The 17,564-nt window shown below is 41.0% G+C and carries 14 protein-coding genes; 2 read left to right on the top strand and 12 right to left on the bottom strand.

What is annotated here, in order from left to right:
* The first annotated feature begins 59 nt into the window (after positions 1 to 59).
* Positions 60 to 968 carry a pyridoxal-phosphate dependent enzyme gene (locus tag QMA12_RS11645; protein WP_087533331.1) on the top strand — a complete coding sequence of 303 codons (909 nt, stop codon included), beginning with the start codon at positions 60 to 62 and terminating at the stop codon, positions 966 to 968.
* 81 nt (positions 969 to 1,049) lie between these two features.
* Here the strand turns inward: QMA12_RS11645 and QMA12_RS11640 are convergent, their stop codons facing one another.
* The 5 genes from QMA12_RS11640 to QMA12_RS11620 form a co-directional block, all read right to left on the bottom strand.
* Positions 1,050 to 2,774: an EAL domain-containing protein gene (locus QMA12_RS11640; RefSeq protein ID WP_140394332.1), complete on the bottom strand. Its 1,725-nt coding sequence runs from the start codon at positions 2,772 to 2,774 to the stop codon at positions 1,050 to 1,052.
* A 184-nt stretch (positions 2,775 to 2,958) separates the two neighbouring features.
* Positions 2,959 to 3,384, bottom strand: coding sequence for an arsenate reductase family protein (locus QMA12_RS11635; protein ID WP_087533333.1), 426 nt, complete (start codon positions 3,382 to 3,384; stop codon positions 2,959 to 2,961).
* Between the two features lie 18 nt (positions 3,385 to 3,402).
* Positions 3,403 to 4,119, bottom strand: a complete 717-nt coding sequence (gene arsH, locus QMA12_RS11630) for an arsenical resistance protein ArsH (RefSeq protein ID WP_087533334.1) — start codon at positions 4,117 to 4,119, stop codon at positions 3,403 to 3,405.
* A 252-nt stretch (positions 4,120 to 4,371) separates the two neighbouring features.
* Complete coding sequence (gene ssb / locus QMA12_RS11625) at positions 4,372 to 5,103, bottom strand: single-stranded DNA-binding protein (RefSeq protein WP_290210323.1); 732 nt, start codon at positions 5,101 to 5,103, stop codon at positions 4,372 to 4,374.
* Between the two features lie 20 nt (positions 5,104 to 5,123).
* On the bottom strand, positions 5,124 to 6,491 hold the full coding sequence (locus tag QMA12_RS11620) for an MFS transporter (RefSeq protein WP_290210322.1): 1,368 nt from the start codon (positions 6,489 to 6,491) through the stop codon (positions 5,124 to 5,126).
* A gap of 165 nt (positions 6,492 to 6,656) precedes the next feature.
* On the opposite strand from QMA12_RS11620, the gene uvrA reads away from it, so the two are divergent.
* Positions 6,657 to 9,476, top strand: a complete 2,820-nt coding sequence (gene uvrA, locus QMA12_RS11615; RefSeq protein ID WP_290210321.1) for an excinuclease ABC subunit UvrA — start codon at positions 6,657 to 6,659, stop codon at positions 9,474 to 9,476.
* A gap of 116 nt (positions 9,477 to 9,592) precedes the next feature.
* On the opposite strand, the gene QMA12_RS11610 is transcribed toward uvrA, so the two are convergent.
* The 7 genes from QMA12_RS11610 to tgt form a co-directional block, all read right to left on the bottom strand.
* Positions 9,593 to 10,405 carry a transporter substrate-binding domain-containing protein gene (locus tag QMA12_RS11610; protein ID WP_087533338.1) on the bottom strand — a complete coding sequence of 271 codons (813 nt, stop codon included), beginning with the start codon at positions 10,403 to 10,405 and terminating at the stop codon, positions 9,593 to 9,595.
* Between the two features lie 71 nt (positions 10,406 to 10,476).
* A complete protein-coding gene (locus tag QMA12_RS11605; RefSeq protein WP_290210320.1) occupies positions 10,477 to 12,264 on the bottom strand; it encodes a bifunctional diguanylate cyclase/phosphodiesterase in 1,788 nt (595 codons plus the stop codon).
* Positions 12,265 to 12,332: 68 nt separating this feature from the next.
* Positions 12,333 to 12,863, bottom strand: coding sequence for a hypothetical protein (locus tag QMA12_RS11600; protein WP_290210319.1), 531 nt, complete (start codon positions 12,861 to 12,863; stop codon positions 12,333 to 12,335).
* Positions 12,864 to 13,089: 226 nt separating this feature from the next.
* Positions 13,090 to 14,037 (bottom strand): protein translocase subunit SecF, encoded by a 948-nt coding sequence (secF, locus tag QMA12_RS11595; protein ID WP_087533341.1) that lies wholly within the window; start codon positions 14,035 to 14,037, stop codon positions 13,090 to 13,092.
* Between the two features lie 9 nt (positions 14,038 to 14,046).
* On the bottom strand, positions 14,047 to 15,906 hold the full coding sequence (gene secD, locus QMA12_RS11590) for a protein translocase subunit SecD (RefSeq protein ID WP_290210318.1): 1,860 nt from the start codon (positions 15,904 to 15,906) through the stop codon (positions 14,047 to 14,049).
* Positions 15,907 to 15,928: 22 nt separating this feature from the next.
* On the bottom strand, positions 15,929 to 16,267 hold the full coding sequence (gene yajC, locus QMA12_RS11585) for a preprotein translocase subunit YajC (RefSeq protein ID WP_087533343.1): 339 nt from the start codon (positions 16,265 to 16,267) through the stop codon (positions 15,929 to 15,931).
* A 28-nt stretch (positions 16,268 to 16,295) separates the two neighbouring features.
* A complete protein-coding gene (tgt, locus tag QMA12_RS11580; protein ID WP_087533344.1) occupies positions 16,296 to 17,423 on the bottom strand; it encodes a tRNA guanosine(34) transglycosylase Tgt in 1,128 nt (375 codons plus the stop codon).
* Positions 17,424 to 17,564: the final 141 nt, after the last annotated feature.

The raw sequence follows: 17,564 nt of genomic DNA, 5'->3' as shown, positions 1-17,564 counted from the left end.
TTAAAGTATCGTATATTTTTACGAGCCTGCAAGTTTCAATCTAATTTAAAAGGTACTTTATGCATATCGGCCTCAGCATTGATGAAAATAGCCTTATACAACAAATAGATAGCTTCGAGTTAAAAAAAAGAAATATTTCGTTACGCATAAAGCGTGACGATCTGCTACACCCACTCATTAGTGGTAATAAGTGGCGAAAACTCAAGTACAATTTAGTTGAGATGCAAGCACAAAAAAAACACGAATTAGTGACGTTTGGCGGGGCTTTTTCAAATCACATACATGCCTGTGCAGCAGCCGGAAAACACTTTAATTTTAAATCCCACGGCATTATTCGCGGGCCTGAGCTTGATTTAAACAACCCCACCATTAAGTTTGCTAAGCAGTGCGGTATGCAGCTATATCCGATAACACGCATTGAATATAAAAAACGCCACAATGAAGAGTATTTAGCACAATTACAGCAACGCTTTCCAAATGCCTACCTATTGCCAGAGGGCGGAACAAATCATGCTGCTTTGCAAGGCTGTAAAGAACTTGCCCAATCATTACCTGAGTCTGATTATATTATTTGTCCCACCGGCAGTGGTGGTACATTAGCAGGACTAATTGAAGGAGCTAAACCACACATTCACGTAATCGGCATCGCCGTCTTAAAGCAGGCTGATTATCTCATTGACGAGATTAAAGCATTGAGTATGCGCGCTCGTACACAAAATAACTGGCAATTATTATGTAATCATCACGGGGGTGGTTATGGTAAGTTCTCCCCGGAGCTTTGGCACTTTTGTCAAACAATGCAAGCTCAACATCAACTACCATTAGAGCCTATCTATTCTGGTAAAATGATGTTCGCATTATGGCAGTTAATCAAAGCTGATTATTTTCCTGCGGGAAGTAAAATTACGGCAATTCACACCGGTGGATTACAGGGGTTAGATGGATTACGTTATCGGCAATTAACCTGAACTCTGGAGACTAATAAATATATTTGTGATTTAATATCAATACATTAGTACATCTCTTAACCAGAGTTCAGGTTATTTAGTTCAAGATGTTACCTGAGTAAACTCTTGCAGTGGCTCTGTAAAATAAAACCCTTGAGCAGCAGTAATTCCTAGCATTTGTAACGTTTTAAGTTCTTGCTGGGTTTCAACGCCTACTCCATATACAGGTAGATTTAGCTTACTGCTCTTTATTACAATTTGACGTACAATTTTTTGTTGCTTCAGGCTCTTATCAATACCATGAATTACCTCATAACCAAGCTTTATTCCTTTTACTAGCTTAAACTCAGCTAGAAAAGTTAACTTATCAATACTCATCACGTTATCAACTACAATTGCTCCATTAATTGATTTTATCTGACTAATCGCCAAAGATAATTTATGTTGCTGCGTGTAAAAGTCATCTGCTGATATTTCAAACTGCAGTTTATCCGCCCTATTAAATGCCCCTACTTTACCTTTAAACCATTGCCAAAAGTTTACACTATACCAATTAAAAGCATGCAAGTTGATACTCACAATTAAAGAGCTCGGTTCGCTTTTTAGTAAAGCGATTACATGCTCAATAACGGCAATATCCAATTGCATAACTTCGTTGTTGGTTTTTAGATATGGAATAAACTGCTTTGCCGATAACAAGCCTAGCGATTTATGGCGAATCCGAATTAGCGCTTCATGCTGTAGCATCTCACCAGTATCAAGCTCAAATAATGGCTGAAAAAATAACATAAACCTTTTCTTGGTGATGTACTCTGGTAACACCTCATCACTGTTTTTTAATACCTCGGCATAAGTATGGTTAAACGGCAGTCTATGCACATGCTGCCAAGGGCTTTGCTTGGCTTGCTCAAGGGCCGATTTTGTTAACTGATAAACAATTGCTTGATCAGCACCTGTACGGTAATTACAAACGCCTACTTTAATATCTTTGCGAGACAAATCACCACGGTAAACTAACGACGCCTGATAAATAGTTTGATGGAGCTTTTGTGTATATTGGTCTATCTCTGATAACGATATGCCCTGTAAAGTAATTGCCACTCCTCCCGAGCCAAGTAACTTCACCGACACTTGTGGTAACTCAATAAACCCTTTAGTTAAAACTAGCTTAAAGTGGCTTTCTAAATCAATACTTTCGGGAAAAGGATAGGACCAATAAAATAAAGCAAAAAAACTCTGTTTATTTTGATGTAAACAATACAACTTGCTCATTGCATCTTCTTTAGCATTTTGTGTTACAGGCGCCTTGTCTACTGGCACCTTGCTCTGTGGATGTGAGTTATGAGTAATTAAAGGCTGATACACGTGTTCTTTTTTTGGGTTCTTAAAAGCATTTTTTTCGTAGCGCTTCACTAACAAAATCCACCAACGGTACCCCCACACGGCGGCACCTACAACAACAAGGTTTAATAAGATAAATAAATAGCTTTCAACCACCCAAGAAGGCCAATGATAAAGCTTTAGACTGGTTGATTTATAATTAAATACTTCACTTTCTTTATTCATTAAAGCTGAAAAATGAGTAGGGGCTTCATCTGGCTCTAACATAAAACCACGCGCACTTGCCAAAGCAGAAATAATATCTCTATCAATAATTAGATCTAACTTGAGACTGTAAATTTGTTTAGCAAGCTCAGTGCCTGTAACGTGAACTTTTTGATGTAGCACCTCACCTAGCAAAAGGTTAAAAATACCAAGCAGCAATAGACAAACACCAACATAAACACTCAGCATATGCATACGCACATTCTTTGATTTAATTGCCATAGCACGCACAGAGTTAGTTAGAATAGGTAAAGTGTTGTTCAAGATCTCAATAAACACAAGGCTTAGCGCTCACTTTAAATGTTACCGATAACGATAGTAAATAAAACTATCGTATTTTTAATTACCTAAGCCACTATAAGGTTTTATTTTTTCTTTACCTAATTTGTCAAAAGAAAACGACTGACTATTGCGGCTTAATAAGATTGCCATTTTCATCTAAAATCATCTCACCATCTTCTTTATGAAACGGGCCTAACGGCCACTTATCTAATAGTGTTAATACCGTTTCACTCTGACGCGCTAATTTAACCCCCTTAGCTGTACACACAATGGGTCTATTGACTAAAACAGGGTACTTCAGCATTGCTTCAAAAATTTGTTCATCAGATACATTTTCATTTAATAACCCCAACTCTTTGGCCGGTGACTTAGTCACTCTAAGGGCTGTCTTGGGGGTTAAATTTGCCGCAGCAAATAAGGCGAGGAGCTGTGGCTTAGTCCAGCCGGATTTTAAATACTCAATTACAGTAGGTTCATACCCTGAGGCCTTAATCAGCTGTAATACATTCCTCGACGTGCCACAATCCGGATTATGATGAATAACAACCATGCTCAACTCCTGATCAATTTAAATAGAACGTTGGTTTACACGTTCACTCACTTGCTCCGCTGACTCCACTCGCTCAGAGTATCTATCAACAAAGTAGTCTTTCTGATCCCGTAGTAACAAAGTGAACTTCATTAACTCTTCCATCACATCAACAATGCGATTATAAAAAGAAGACGGCTTCATACGGCCATTATCGTCAAACTCTAAATATGCTTTTGGCACAGATGATTGGTTAGGAATAGTGACCATACGCATCCAACGGCCTAAAACACGTAATTGATTTACAACATTAAAAGACTGAGAGCCACCACATACTTGAAGCACAGCTAATGTTTTTCCTTGCGTAGGTCTAACACCGCCTAAGCTTAATGGTACCCAATCGATTTGATTTTTAAATACACTTGTCATAGAGCCATGGCGCTCAGGCGAGCACCACACTTGCCCTTCAGACCAAAGCATTAATTCTCGTAGCTCTTGCACTTTAGGATGTGACTCATCCTCACTGTCGGTTTGCGGTAAGCCTTGTGGATCAAAGATTTTAACTTCGGCGCCAAAATGCGTGAGTAGTCGCGCACTCTCTTCAATAACTAACTTACTGTATGAGCGCTCTCTTAAAGACCCATACAGCAACAAAATCTTTGGTTTATGTGCTGAAAGGTTAACGTTAAAGTCAGCAATACTTGGTACTTTACTTTGCTCTTTGTCGATATTTGGTAATTCAATTTTTTCTGTCATTGGTTTTGGCTCCTAGCGATCCGCACATATGAAATTCTGAATATATGGAATTTTACATGTAAAGTTTTCCAAGTCAAACTTATTTGATACAGGTAGGGCAAGTGCCCCTCCATAATCGCGTTTAAAAATAGAAGTAACGAGTACAAGCAAATAGAGTATTTAACCTGAGATCTGGTTATTTAATATTTAGAATCAAAAAGGCCGCTAAAAAGCGGCCTTTGAATGTTTATCAACATTTTATTTTTGTATTCCTCAGAACGGGATATCGTCATCAAAGTCAATTGGTGGTTCCATTGGGTTTGATGCGCCGCCTTGTGGTGCATTTTGCGGTTTAGGAGCAAAACCACCTTGCTGCGGAGCATTGGCATTGCTGCTTTGCTGCTGGTTATAACCGCCGCCTGATTGGTATTGGTTATTCTGCTGCGGTGCAGCTGCTGGTTGTTGGCGTGCAGCTGGTGCTTGCTGTGGTGCACTCTGCTGTTGGCCGTAACCACCACTTTGTTGCGGTGCACTTTGCTGTTGACCGTAACCGCCACCTTGTTGTGGTGCGTTTTGCTGCTGGCCGTAACCGCCTTGTGATTGACCACCTTGAGATTGTTGACCGCCTTGGTAGCCACCACCTTGTTGGTCGCCACCACGAGCACCCAACATTTGCATTTGACCAGTAAAGCCATCTACAACTATTTCTGTGGTGTATTTTTCTTGGCCTTGTTGATCAGTCCATTTACGTGTTTGCAGTTTACCTTCTACGTAAATTTGTGAACCTTTACGGCAGTATTCACCCACGATTTCAGCTAATTTGCCAAAAAACACCACGCGATGCCATTCAGTTTTATCGACCATTTGGCCGGTGTTTTTATCTTTGTAGCTATCTGAAGTAGCTAAAGTAATGTTTGCTACGCCATTGCCATTAGGCATATAACGTACTTCTGGATCTTGACCTAAATTACCAACCAAGATTACTTTATTAACACCGCGTGCCATGGACCTTTCTCCTATTTACGTTAGCTCAAACCAGCCACTTTACGGGCTTGGTCTAGGTCAAATTCTTTATCATTAATCTTTAAATAGCTGCGATTTTCTTCGCATACTACAGTTGCTTCTAATATACCGGGTAAAGCAACCAATTTAGAGGCAAGCGCTTGTGCTTGCTGCTCTGAACTTAATTCTGTCATTAAGCTAATCATTTTACTTCTAGGCGGGACTTGCATTTGCCACGCAAGGATAAGCCATATTACCCCAACAAGTGCGGCTGCGGCAAACACTGCTTGCGGGGTTGTTGATTGCGCAACGTAACCCCCTAAAATACCACCTAAAAATGCACCAAAAAATTGCCCCGATGAAAACACGCCCATCGCTGAACCTTTTTGATTAGCTGGTGCTAAGCGTGAGACAAGCGCTGGCATTGTGGCTTCTAAAAAGTTAAAAGCAACAAAATATGCAAGCATACAAAGCGCCATACCGATCACAGAATCGACACCAGCTGCCAGTGCTATCATGCTCAGCGCTAATACACCAATTGAGCCAAGAAAAGCGTGTTTTTCTTTTTCTTTACGAATGGCGATAATCATAACTGGTGCCATCAATAAAAACGCTAATATTAATACCGGAATATACACTTGCCAATGTGCCTCTGCGACCAAACCTTTGGCGATGAGTTGTCCTGGTAATGCAACAAAAATAGTGGTCAGCGTTAAGTGCAGTAACATCACACCTAAATCTAAACGTGCAAGCTGTGGGTGCTTCAGCAATTTTTTAATATCGGTAAAGCTTGCTAATGTATCGCCTTTAGGAGCTTTATTAACGGCTTTAGGCACCAAAAACAATACAATAAAAATACCTACAATTGCCAATGCAGCTGTTAACCAAAAAATTCCCGCAATACCCCAAGAAGCGGCAACCATCGGTCCGAGTAACATCGCAAAGGCAAAGCTCATGCCGATACTCATACCAATCACTGCCATCACTTTAGGTCTTTGTTCATCACGGCTCAAGTCAGAAGCAAAAGCAAGTAAAGAACTGGCTATCGCTCCCATACCTTGTAAAGCACGGCCTAGCGTGACCATTTGCATTGAATCTGCCGTGGCAGCAATCACCGAGCCTAAAGCAAATACACTCAAACCACCAATAATAACCTTTTTCCGGCCTATTTTATCTGACAACCAGCCCATAGGAATTTGCAATACAGCTTGCGTTAAACCATAAGCACCAATCGCGATACCTATCCACAGTGGTGAAAAGCCTGAAAGCTCTTGCCCATAAATAGCAAGTACCGGCATCAGCATAAAAAGGCCAAGCATACGAAATGCAAACACGCTGGCCAGTGATACTGCGGCGCGTTTTTCTCGAGAGTTGAGTGAAGAAGCTGTCATGATTCGCGTGTTCTTGCTGTCTATTAAAATTCGAGCAGGGATTCTACCACAAGCTTAATAAGAAATAATCGTCCTAAAGCGATGATTTTTTCATTGATCAAGGATTAATCTTGTTGCGTATTATGAGATACTCAGTAAATACATTTGGTAATGAAACGAGATAGCATGGAAAACATTGAAGTCCGAGGCGCCCGCACGCACAATTTAAAAGACATCAGCCTAACCATTCCCCGTGATAAGTTAATTGTTATCACTGGCCTATCTGGTTCTGGTAAATCGTCTTTAGCATTTGATACCTTATATGCAGAAGGGCAACGTCGGTATGTAGAATCTTTATCTGCTTACGCCAGACAGTTTTTATCATTAATGGAAAAACCCGATGTTGATCACATCGAAGGTCTTTCACCTGCAATCTCCATAGAGCAAAAATCTACCTCACATAACCCTCGCTCTACTGTAGGAACCATTACCGAAATTTACGATTACCTGCGTTTATTATTTGCTCGTGTTGGTGAGCCTCGCTGCCCTACCCATAACTTACCGCTTGCAGCGCAAACTGTAAGCCAAATGGTTGATACTGTTTTGGCCTTTGAAGAAGGCAGTAAGCTGATGATGCTTGCTCCGGTAGTAAAAGAACGCAAAGGCGAGCATGTAAAGTTACTCGAACAGTTAGCAAGCCAAGGCTATATTCGCGCCCGTATTGATGGTGAAGTGTGTGACTTATCTGATCCACCAACCTTAGAACTACATAAAAAGCACACCATTGAAGTTGTGGTCGACCGTTTTAAAGTCAAAGATGGTATACAGCAGCGCTTAGCTGAATCATTTGAAACAGCCCTTGAGTTGTCGTCTGGTGTTGCAACAATTGCTTCAATGGATAATGACGGCAGCGAAGAGTTATTGCTATCAGCAAACTTTGCCTGCCCGACATGTGGCTACGCTATGACCGAACTTGAGCCTCGTTTATTCTCATTCAACAACCCTGCAGGCGCATGTCAAAGCTGTGATGGTTTAGGTGTTAGGCAGTATTTTGACCCAAACCGCGTTATTCAAAACCCAGAGCTTAGTTTATCTGGTGGTGCTATTAAAGGCTGGGACAAGCGCAGTTTTTACTATTTCCAAATGCTACAAGCCGTTGCTGATCATTATAAATTTGATTTAGAAGTACCTTTTCAAGAGCTCAGTAACGACGCTAAAAAAGTTATTTTAGAAGGCTCTGGCAGTACTAAAATTGCCTTTAATTACCGCAATGACCGAGGTGACTTAATTACTCGTAACCACGAGTTTGAAGGTGTGCTCAATAATATGAATCGCCGTTACCGCGAAACTGAATCTAATTCTGTTCGTGAAGAACTGGCAAAATATCAAACCAGCCAAGCTTGCCCAAGCTGTAAAGGCTCACGATTACGCCAAGAAGCACGTAGTGTGTTTATCGGCCAAACAAACTTACCTGATATTACGTCAATGAGTATTGGCGAAGCGATGGACTTTTTCGAAGAGCTTACTTTAACTGGACAACGAGGCCAAATAGCAGAAAAAATACTAAAAGAAATTCGCGATCGTTTATCATTTTTGATTAACGTTGGTTTGAACTATCTATCATTAGAGCGCAGCGCTGACACCCTCTCTGGCGGTGAAGCGCAGCGTATTCGCCTAGCGAGCCAAATTGGCGCAGGCTTAGTTGGTGTTATGTACGTGCTTGATGAGCCATCTATTGGCCTGCATCAACGTGATAACGACCGCTTATTACAAACACTGATTCATCTACGCGACTTAGGCAATACCGTTATAGTGGTAGAGCATGATGAAGACGCAATACGCGCCGCCGACCATATCATTGATATTGGCCCTGGTGCTGGTGTGCACGGTGGTTATGTCATTGCTGAAGGTACGCGTGATGACATTTTAGCCAGCGAAAAATCTGTCACTGGGCAGTTCTTATCTGGCAAGCGCAAAATTGAAGTACCTAAAGAGCGCCATCTGATCAATGATAAATGGCTTGAGTTATTTGGCGCTACAGGTAATAACCTTAAAAATGTCGACTTGCAGATTCCATTTGGCTTGATGACCTGTATTACTGGGGTGTCTGGCTCAGGTAAGTCAACCCTCATTAACGATACCTTATTCAAATTAGCACACACCGAGCTAAATGGTGCAACCACCGCAGAAGCCGCTCCTTATAAAGAAATTAAAGGGCTTGAACACTTTGATAAAGTAATCGATATTGATCAAAGCCCCATTGGCCGCACACCACGCTCAAACCCTGCGACCTATACCGGTATATTTACCGGTATTCGTGAACTATTTGCCGGTACTCAAGAAGCTCGCTCTCGAGGCTATAAAGTTGGCCGCTTTAGCTTTAATGTTAAAGGTGGTCGCTGTGAAGCCTGCCAAGGCGATGGTGTTATCAAAGTAGAAATGCACTTTTTACCTGATGTTTATGTACCCTGTGATGTATGTAAAGGTCAACGCTATAACCGTGAAACCTTAGAAGTACAGTACAAAGGTAAGAATATTCACCAAGTGCTCGAAATGACGGTTGAAGATGCCCATGACTATTTTGATAAAATCCCAGCAATTGCACGCAAGCTAAAAACCTTAATGGATGTAGGACTCTCTTATATTCGCTTAGGTCAAGCCGCTACAACACTCTCAGGTGGTGAAGCACAGCGTGTTAAACTGGCTCGTGAGCTGTCTAAGCGCGATACCGGTAAAACTCTGTACATTCTTGATGAACCAACTACAGGCTTGCACTTTGCTGACATCGAGCAGCTATTAGTTGTACTGCATCGCTTACGTGACCACGGTAATACTATTGTGGTGATTGAGCACAACCTTGATGTGATAAAAACCGCAGACTGGATTGTTGATTTAGGCCCTGAAGGCGGTGCTGGCGGCGGTGAAATATTAATCGCAGGCACACCTGAAGAAGTCGCTGAGTGTGAGCGTTCACATACCGGGCATTATTTAAAAGCTCTACTTTAAACAATAAAGGACAAGGAATGTTACGATACTTTAAAGTAGCAAAATGGCGTGCAAATAGGCTGATAAAGCAAAAAGCACAGCTTTAAGCCTTATAAAGCACGCCTTATATAAAGTATTTAATTTTCAAAGTATGGATTTATTAACTTAAGCTCTGTTGCTTTATCTACTTGGTAGGGCAATGATTTTAAGTCCTCTAAAAAGTAACTATCAAATAATTGACTAAACGCCCCGTTTTGCTCCATTTTAAGCAACCCTTTTTCAATCGCATTGGCGAGCTCGGGCTTTTCTTTTGATACAAAATAATAAAATGCAGCTGGATAACTAATAAACAGGTTAGGCACAATCGCTAAGTCAGGATTATCAACCTCATTAAGCTCAGACGTTACTTCTATAAATGAACGCGGGAAGTACTCTATTTTACCTTTGGCTGTCAAAGCAAACATTGCTTCGTAGTTCGCAAATGGCCTGACGGTTAACCCGTTATGAGCCAATATTTTTGTATCTGGCCAATCATGCCCTTGAGCTGCGCTTAGTTGTTCGAGTTGTTCAATAGTGCTTATTTTTTCAAATAATGGTAGCAGCTGGCGATTAGTTACGAGCGCGCGTTTACCAATATAACCGCGATATAGTGGGATCTTTATTGCTATAGCCAAGGTTTCTCGTTCTGGGCTGGTCATACTCCAGTATAAATCGACATTATTATCTTCTAAGCTAATCAAAGTGCGTTGTTGATGTGGATGTACAATAACGTGGTTAATTTTAGCAGGGTATTGTGCCGCTATAAGGGCTTGCTCTAACAAGATGCTTAAGTATTCATCACGCTTATATTGTGCTCTCGGCTCTTGGGCTACATTAATGGTTTGTGCAGTCAGCGTAGCGCAATAAAACAATACCGCGTGTATGGGCAAATAAAAAAAGGCTCGTTTCATTTGGGCTAATAAAGAGTGTTTTTTCTAAACTACACGCTGGTGAGTAATTACTCAAGTATAAAGTTATAAAGTTATAAAGCGTGTTTATCCAGATTAAGCCTAACCACGGCAGGTGCAGGGCTTCGTCGCTTACAAACAAATAAATGACTTTCTCGGTATCGTTTTGCTTCTTTTTTAGCATCAGTTGCAAGCGCAGCCACTTGGTGACTGTTGTTACATAGAGCTAAATCAGGCTCTACTAGACCTATTGATAAGGTGAGTAATGGCACAAACTGCTTTTGCCCTTCACGATTACTTGCCCAATAGCCACCACTGGCGATATGCTCAGGAGTAAAAAATGCACGAGCTTTGGCTTCAAAATCATTAATTATGTAATTACACACGAGAGTGGCTTCATCACTGTCAAATACCACCATAAAGTCATCCCCTCCTATATGACCAACAAAACTAGGGATATTAGTACAGGCCTTTACAGTGACATCAGCTAATAGCTTGATCACACTATCGCCGCTGGCATAACCATACAGGTCATTAAATTGCTTAAAGTGATTTAAGTCTATATACGCAAGAGAGAAACCATTTTTACCGCGTAAGCGGTGTTCGATAGCTTCATTTATTGCCACATTACCCGGTAACATAGTCAGTGGATTTGCATGCTGCGCATGACGAATTTTTTCATCGGTAATGTGCTTTAAAATATCGCGCAATGGTGCCAAACCTAAATATTGTTCTTCGCGCGTAATTATAATATGGCGTCGAATATCAAAGTCGTTTTCGGTAATTTGTTGGCTTACCGTATCAAGCAATTGGTTTTCATCTACAATTAACGGCTGCTTATGCATTAAAGCCGTGACAGGTTGTTTATCATAAAGTGCATGTCCATAAGGTGCGGCAAATACTTCGGTCAGTTGGTCTTTATGTAATAAGCCTACAGGCTGCTGTTGCTCGTTTAATACGGCAATACTGATTATTGTTTTATCTTGTTCAAATATTTTATGAGCATCTTTACAACGTGTTTCACTGACGATGGCGGCTTGCTCTACGGCCAACCAACCGATCGCCATTGATTGTTCAAACTGATTACTTAAAGGTGTGAAATTAAGCTGCTCTATTTGCGGGCTTTTAAATTCTGCACTTGGTTTTCTACTCGGCCGTTCGAGTAAAAACCCCTGTGCATTTACTATGCCTAAACTTTCTAATAAATAAAGCTCTTCAATGCGCTCTATACCCTCTGCAATGACTTCTGTATTAGTCACTTTGGCAAGTTCGATAATCGATTTTAAAAACTCTTTTTTCACCACACTCTGATCGCAATGATCAATAAAGTAACGGTCTATTTTTACAAAGTCAGGGCACAACTCAGACCATTGCTTTAAACCCGAGTAACCAGCCCCTAAGTCATCAATCGCTATAGAGAAACCAAGTTTGCGGTAGTGCGCAATCGTTTTTAATAATAAAAAGCCATCATCTACTTTTTCTTGCTCGGTTACTTCAATAACAACCCGACTTGCGATGAGGCCAAAGTGTTCAATAAGATGTAAGGTTTCACCATTAGGATGACATGGATCAAGGAGTGTTTTTGGGCTAACATTTAAGAACAATTTACCCTGCAATTTTAATTTCACAAAGTTTTCAATCGCCTTTGAACGACATAACAACTCTAATTCTGAAATTTTATCATAACTGATTGCTGCACTAAAAAGCTCGCTCGGCATTTCTAGCAGGCTATTTTTAGGGCCACGACTTAATGCTTCATAACCTAGTATGTGCTTATTAGAAATATCAAAAATCGGTTGGAATAAGGTTGTTATATTACTGTTGTGTAATATTTTTTCTAATGTAATTCGCTGAATACTCACCTAGCACCAAACCGACAGTTATTATTAAGAGGCGGTTAAAGTAGCAACTAAGTATGACAGTTATATGTCTAATCCGCCAGCTCAGCTTCAACTTGCTCAAAGTGAGCTATGGCTTCAATCATATCAAGCTCAGCCGTTTTATATTCTACGCTGTTGTTAAGCCCTTTATCAGCAATAGCTTGCACCATAGCTCCATGAACAAGTAGCTCTTTAATGTGATAGCAAATGGGTTGTTCGAAGCTAGGTAACTTTTTACCACGTAGGTAATCACTTGCAATTTTTTCAACTGGTAAACTCGTCATGTCCGCGGCAGCAGCATTTAGGCTAACTAAATAGTTCGTACATTGCGGAACCTCAACAGTGAGATCTTTCAATAATGATTGCGACAGTGTCACTAGTTTCGCTGATTCTTTTTGTAATTTATTCGCATCATTATTGATATTAATAATATCTAATACATATACTGCTTGATTACGATATTGCTCAAGTAAGGTTAATTGCACTGGCTCATCGAGTTGTTCAGAGTGTGTAGATTCAGTATTGTCACCACATGCACTAAGCATGATTAAAAGGCTGGTGAGAAGAAGTGACTTAAGCATAAAGTGGTAACTTGTATGAAAACGAAGAATAATGCTTATTATATGAAAAATCACGTTCTAGAAACAGCAATAATTAAATTCGTAGGAGAGCGCTTTAGCGCCGATAAGCTTTACACATAACCCTAAGCTTAAAGACAGTTACGGCTGAAGCTTGTTCCTGCAATAAAAAAACCGCTCAAAGAGCGGTTTTTAAAAGTACATTTAGTTCTGCTGTTTAGAGCAACATCTAAGGCATTGGATCTAAATCGGCACCTTCTTTTTCAATCACTTCAGGGATTAAGTCTTCTTTACTCACACCCATAGCAATGGCTACCGCACTGGCAACATATATTGATGAATACGTACCAATAAAAACACCAAACAATAATGCAGTGGCAAAGCCATGAATTGTTTGTCCGCCCCATACAAATAGTGCAATCAATACCAAAATAGTGGTGATTGATGTAACCAATGTACGGTTAAGTGTTTGCGTAAGCGAGATATCGATAATCTCTATCGTGTCGTCAATACGAACTTTACGAAAGTTCTCACGAATACGGTCAGATACAACAATGGTATCGTTAAGTGAATAGCCTATTACTGCAAGTATTGCAGCAAGAATGGTTAAATCAAACTCCAAACCAAGTACTGAGAACAAGCCTAAAGTAATAATAACGTCATGCATAAGTGCCGAAACCGCACCTAAGGCAAAACGCCACTCAAAACGAAATGCAACGTAAATCAAGATACAGATAAGTGCAGTTAACATGGCTAGGCCACCCTGCTCTTTTAAGTCTTCACCGACACTTGGGCCAACAAACTCAATACGGCGCATTACTACACTGTCATCAGCTTGTTTTAATGCTGCAATTACTTGATTACCAATTACTTCAGCTTTTACGTCATCGCCACGCGGTGCTAAACGCACTAATATCTCTTGGCTAGAACCAAATAACTGTACCGATGCGTCAGCAAAGTTGTTTTCAGCCAGGACCGCACGCACTTTTTTTAAGTCCGCTGGCTGTGAAAAACCTACTTCAACGGCCGTACCACCAGTAAAGTCCAAACCAAAGTTTAAGCCCTTTACAAAAATAGAAGCTAATGAAGCTAAAATAAGTAGCGTTGAGATACCCATTGCAACTTTTCGTAACGACATGAACTTTAACGTTCTGCCGCCTAATTTTAAAATTTGCATCATCGCTCCTTAAATTGACAGCTTATCGACACGTTTACCACCGATAAATAAGTTGATCACGGCACGCGTGCCAACAATGGCTGTAAACATTGAAGTCAAAATACCAATCGCTAATGTTACGGCAAAGCCTGCAATTGGACCGGTACCCACAGCAAATAAGATAATAGCTGCAATTAAAGTCGTAACATTTGCATCAAAAATAGTACTAAATGCACTGTCGTAACCATGATGAACTGCTTGTTGCGGACTACGTCCATCAGCAAGTTCTTCACGAATACGCTCAAAGATAAGTACATTGGCATCAACTGCCATACCGACGGTTAATACAATACCGGCAATACCTGGTAGCGTTAGTGTAGCGCCTGGAATTAACGACATCACACCAATGATCAATACTAAGTTAGCTGCAAGCGCAATGTTTGCCACCATGCCAAAACCTTTGTAATAAACTAGCATAAATATCAGTACAAATAAGAAGCCAAGAGCAACGGCAGTCATACCCGCTTCGATATTTTCTTGTCCTAAGCTTGGACCTACAGTACGCTCTTCAACAATTTGAATTGGCGCAACAAGTGCACCTGCACGAAGTAGTAAGCTTAAGTTATGGGCTTCAGCTGGGTTATCAATCCCAGTTATACGAAATGATCGGTCAAGGCGAGCCTGAATTGTAGCGACGTTAATAACTTCTTCAACCTTAATTGGTGGAAGCGCTTTACCGTTAGCATCTTTTTTACCTGATGGCTTATATTCGATAAATACCGTTGCCATACGTTTACCAATGGCACGCTTAGTGAACGCATTCATTTTAGCGCCACCTTTGCTATCAAGGCTAATACTCACTTGCGGACGTTGATATTCATCGGCACCTGATTGTGCACCTGTAATGTGGCTACCTTCAAGAATGATGCGCTTTTTAAGCACTACAGGGTAACCGTCACGGCTCATGATCATTTCTGTGCCAGCAGGAATACGCCCTTGTGCTGCCGCTGTTGGATCGGCATTTTCGTCTACTTCACGAAACTCAAGAGTTGCTGTTGCACCGAGGATTTCTTTCGCGCGAGCTGTATCTTGTACACCAGGTAATTGCACGATAATACGCTCAGCACCTTGGCGCTGTACGTTTGGCTCTGCAACACCAATTTGGTTGATACGGTTACGAATAATAGTTTCGTTTTGCTTGATAGCGTAATCGCGAATTTCTTTAAGCTTTAAATCGCTAAGATTGGCATAAAAGGCGTTATCGTTTGAGCTGTCATCTATGAAAGTATGTAACGGGTAGCGAGACTGAAGAAAACGTTCAGCGGCATCTTTATCTTCTTCGCTGCGCATTTCAACTCGCATACGTTCGCTATTAGCGACACGGCGAATTGAGCGATAACGAAGCTTTTCACCACGTAGGTCACTTTTATAGTCTTGCTCCATCTGTTCCAGCGCGTTATCAACGGCTGTCACCATGTCGATTTCCATCGTGAAGTGAACACCGCCACTTAAATCCAAGCCCAACTTCATTGGATTACCACCAAGGCTCTTCAGCCAATGAGGTTGCGCCGGGGCCATATTAATGGCTGAGATGTAATCTTCGCCCAATGAATTACGCAGTAAATCTTGCGCTTTAAGTTGCTCTTCTACGTTTTTGAAACGAACTAAAATTTGTCCACTTTCAAGTTTTGTAGATTTCACTGTTACGTTGTTATCTTTGAGGATGCCATTTACTGTATCTAGTACACTGAGTTCAACATCAGCACCTTTTGCGCCAGAAACCTGTATGGCCGGATCGCGGCCATACAGGTTTGGTGAAGCATATAAAAGGCCGATAGCTATCACAGCGATAACAAGTAAATACTTCCATAATGGAAACTTGTTTAACACGTGCCTGTCCTTATTATTCTAATTATAGCGACTTCATTGTGCCTTTAGGCAGTACTGCAGAAATCGCAGATTTTTGTACCGTCACTTCAGTTTGATCGTTTAATGCAATAACGATGAAGTCTTTGTCTTCGGCGATTTTTACAATTTTGCCCACTAAACCACCTTGGGTCAGTACCTCATCACCTTTTGCCATCGAGCTCATTAAGCTTTTGTGCTCTTTTACACGCTTAGCTTGTGGGCGGTAGATCAAAAAGTAAAACACTAAACCAAAAATAGCTAACATGATTAGCATTTCGTAACCACCACCTGCTGGGGCTGCACCAGCCGCACTTGCGTGGGCATTTGAAATAAATAAACTCATAACACTTCCTCTTTAATTTTTATAAAATTTAATCGTTTATATCTGCCAGCTCTGGCACTTCTTGGCCACGGCGAGCATAAAAATCATTAACAAATTCATCTAATTTGCCTTCGCTTATTGCGTTACGTAGGCCTTCCATCACACGCTGATAATAACGTAAGTTATGGATTGTGTTTAGTCGCGCACCTAAAATTTCATTACATTTATCAAGATGATGTAAGTATGCACGAGAATAGTTTTTACATGTATGACAATCACACTCAGGATCAAGTGGGCCAGTGTCTGTCTTATGTACTGCGTTACGGATTTTAACAATGCCGCCAGTCACAAATAAATGACCATTACGCGCATTTCGCGTTGGCATAACACAGTCAAACATATCAATACCACGACGTACCGCTTCAACTAAGTCTTCAGGTTTACCTACGCCCATTAAGTAACGTGGTTTGTTCTCTGGCATTTTATATGCGCAGTGATCCAAAATGTTGATCATCTCATTTTTTGGCTCACCTACAGATAAACCACCTAACGCGTAGCCATCAAAGCCTATTTCTTCAAGGCCTTGCTGCGACTGTGCGCGAAGCTCAGGGTACATACCACCTTGAATAATACCAAATAAAGCTGATGGATTATCACCATGGCCTTCTTTCGAACGCTTAGCCCAACGAAGTGATAGCTCCATTGAATCTTTTGCTTCTTTTTCAGTGGCTGGGTATGGCGTACATTCGTCAAAAATCATCACGATGTCTGAGCCTAAATCGCGCTGTACTTGCATCGCTTTTTCAGGAGAAAGCATGATTTTTTCACCATTAACTGGCGAGCTAAACAATACACCTTCTTCAGAAATTTTACGCATTGCACCAAGACTAAACACTTGGAAGCCGCCTGAATCAGTTAGGATAGGACGATCCCAGTTCATAAAGTCGTGTAAATCACCATGCTGTTTGATGATCTCAGTACCAGGGCGCAGCATTAGGTGAAAGGTATTCCCTAAGCAAATTTGTGCGCCAGTATCTTTAACTTCATCTGGGGTCATGCCTTTAACAGTACCGTAAGTACCAACAGGCATAAATGCAGGTGTTTCTACAACACCTCGGTCAAAAATCAAGCGGCCGCGGCGCGCTTTACCGTCAGTACGGTCTAATTCAAATTTCATATCGTCCTCAATGTCGGAAAAACAGTCCAACTACTGATGCCGGTGAATAACACCAACAAGCTATAATTTAACCGCTCGATTCTACCATTAGTTACTATGGCATTACTATTAATTGGGATAAAAGCCCAGATTAAAAGTAAA

This window comes from Pseudoalteromonas sp. APC 3893, from assembly GCF_030408095.1.
Lineage (GTDB): Bacteria > Pseudomonadota > Gammaproteobacteria > Enterobacterales > Alteromonadaceae > Pseudoalteromonas.
This window is presented reverse-complemented; position numbering and strand designations above follow the sequence as displayed.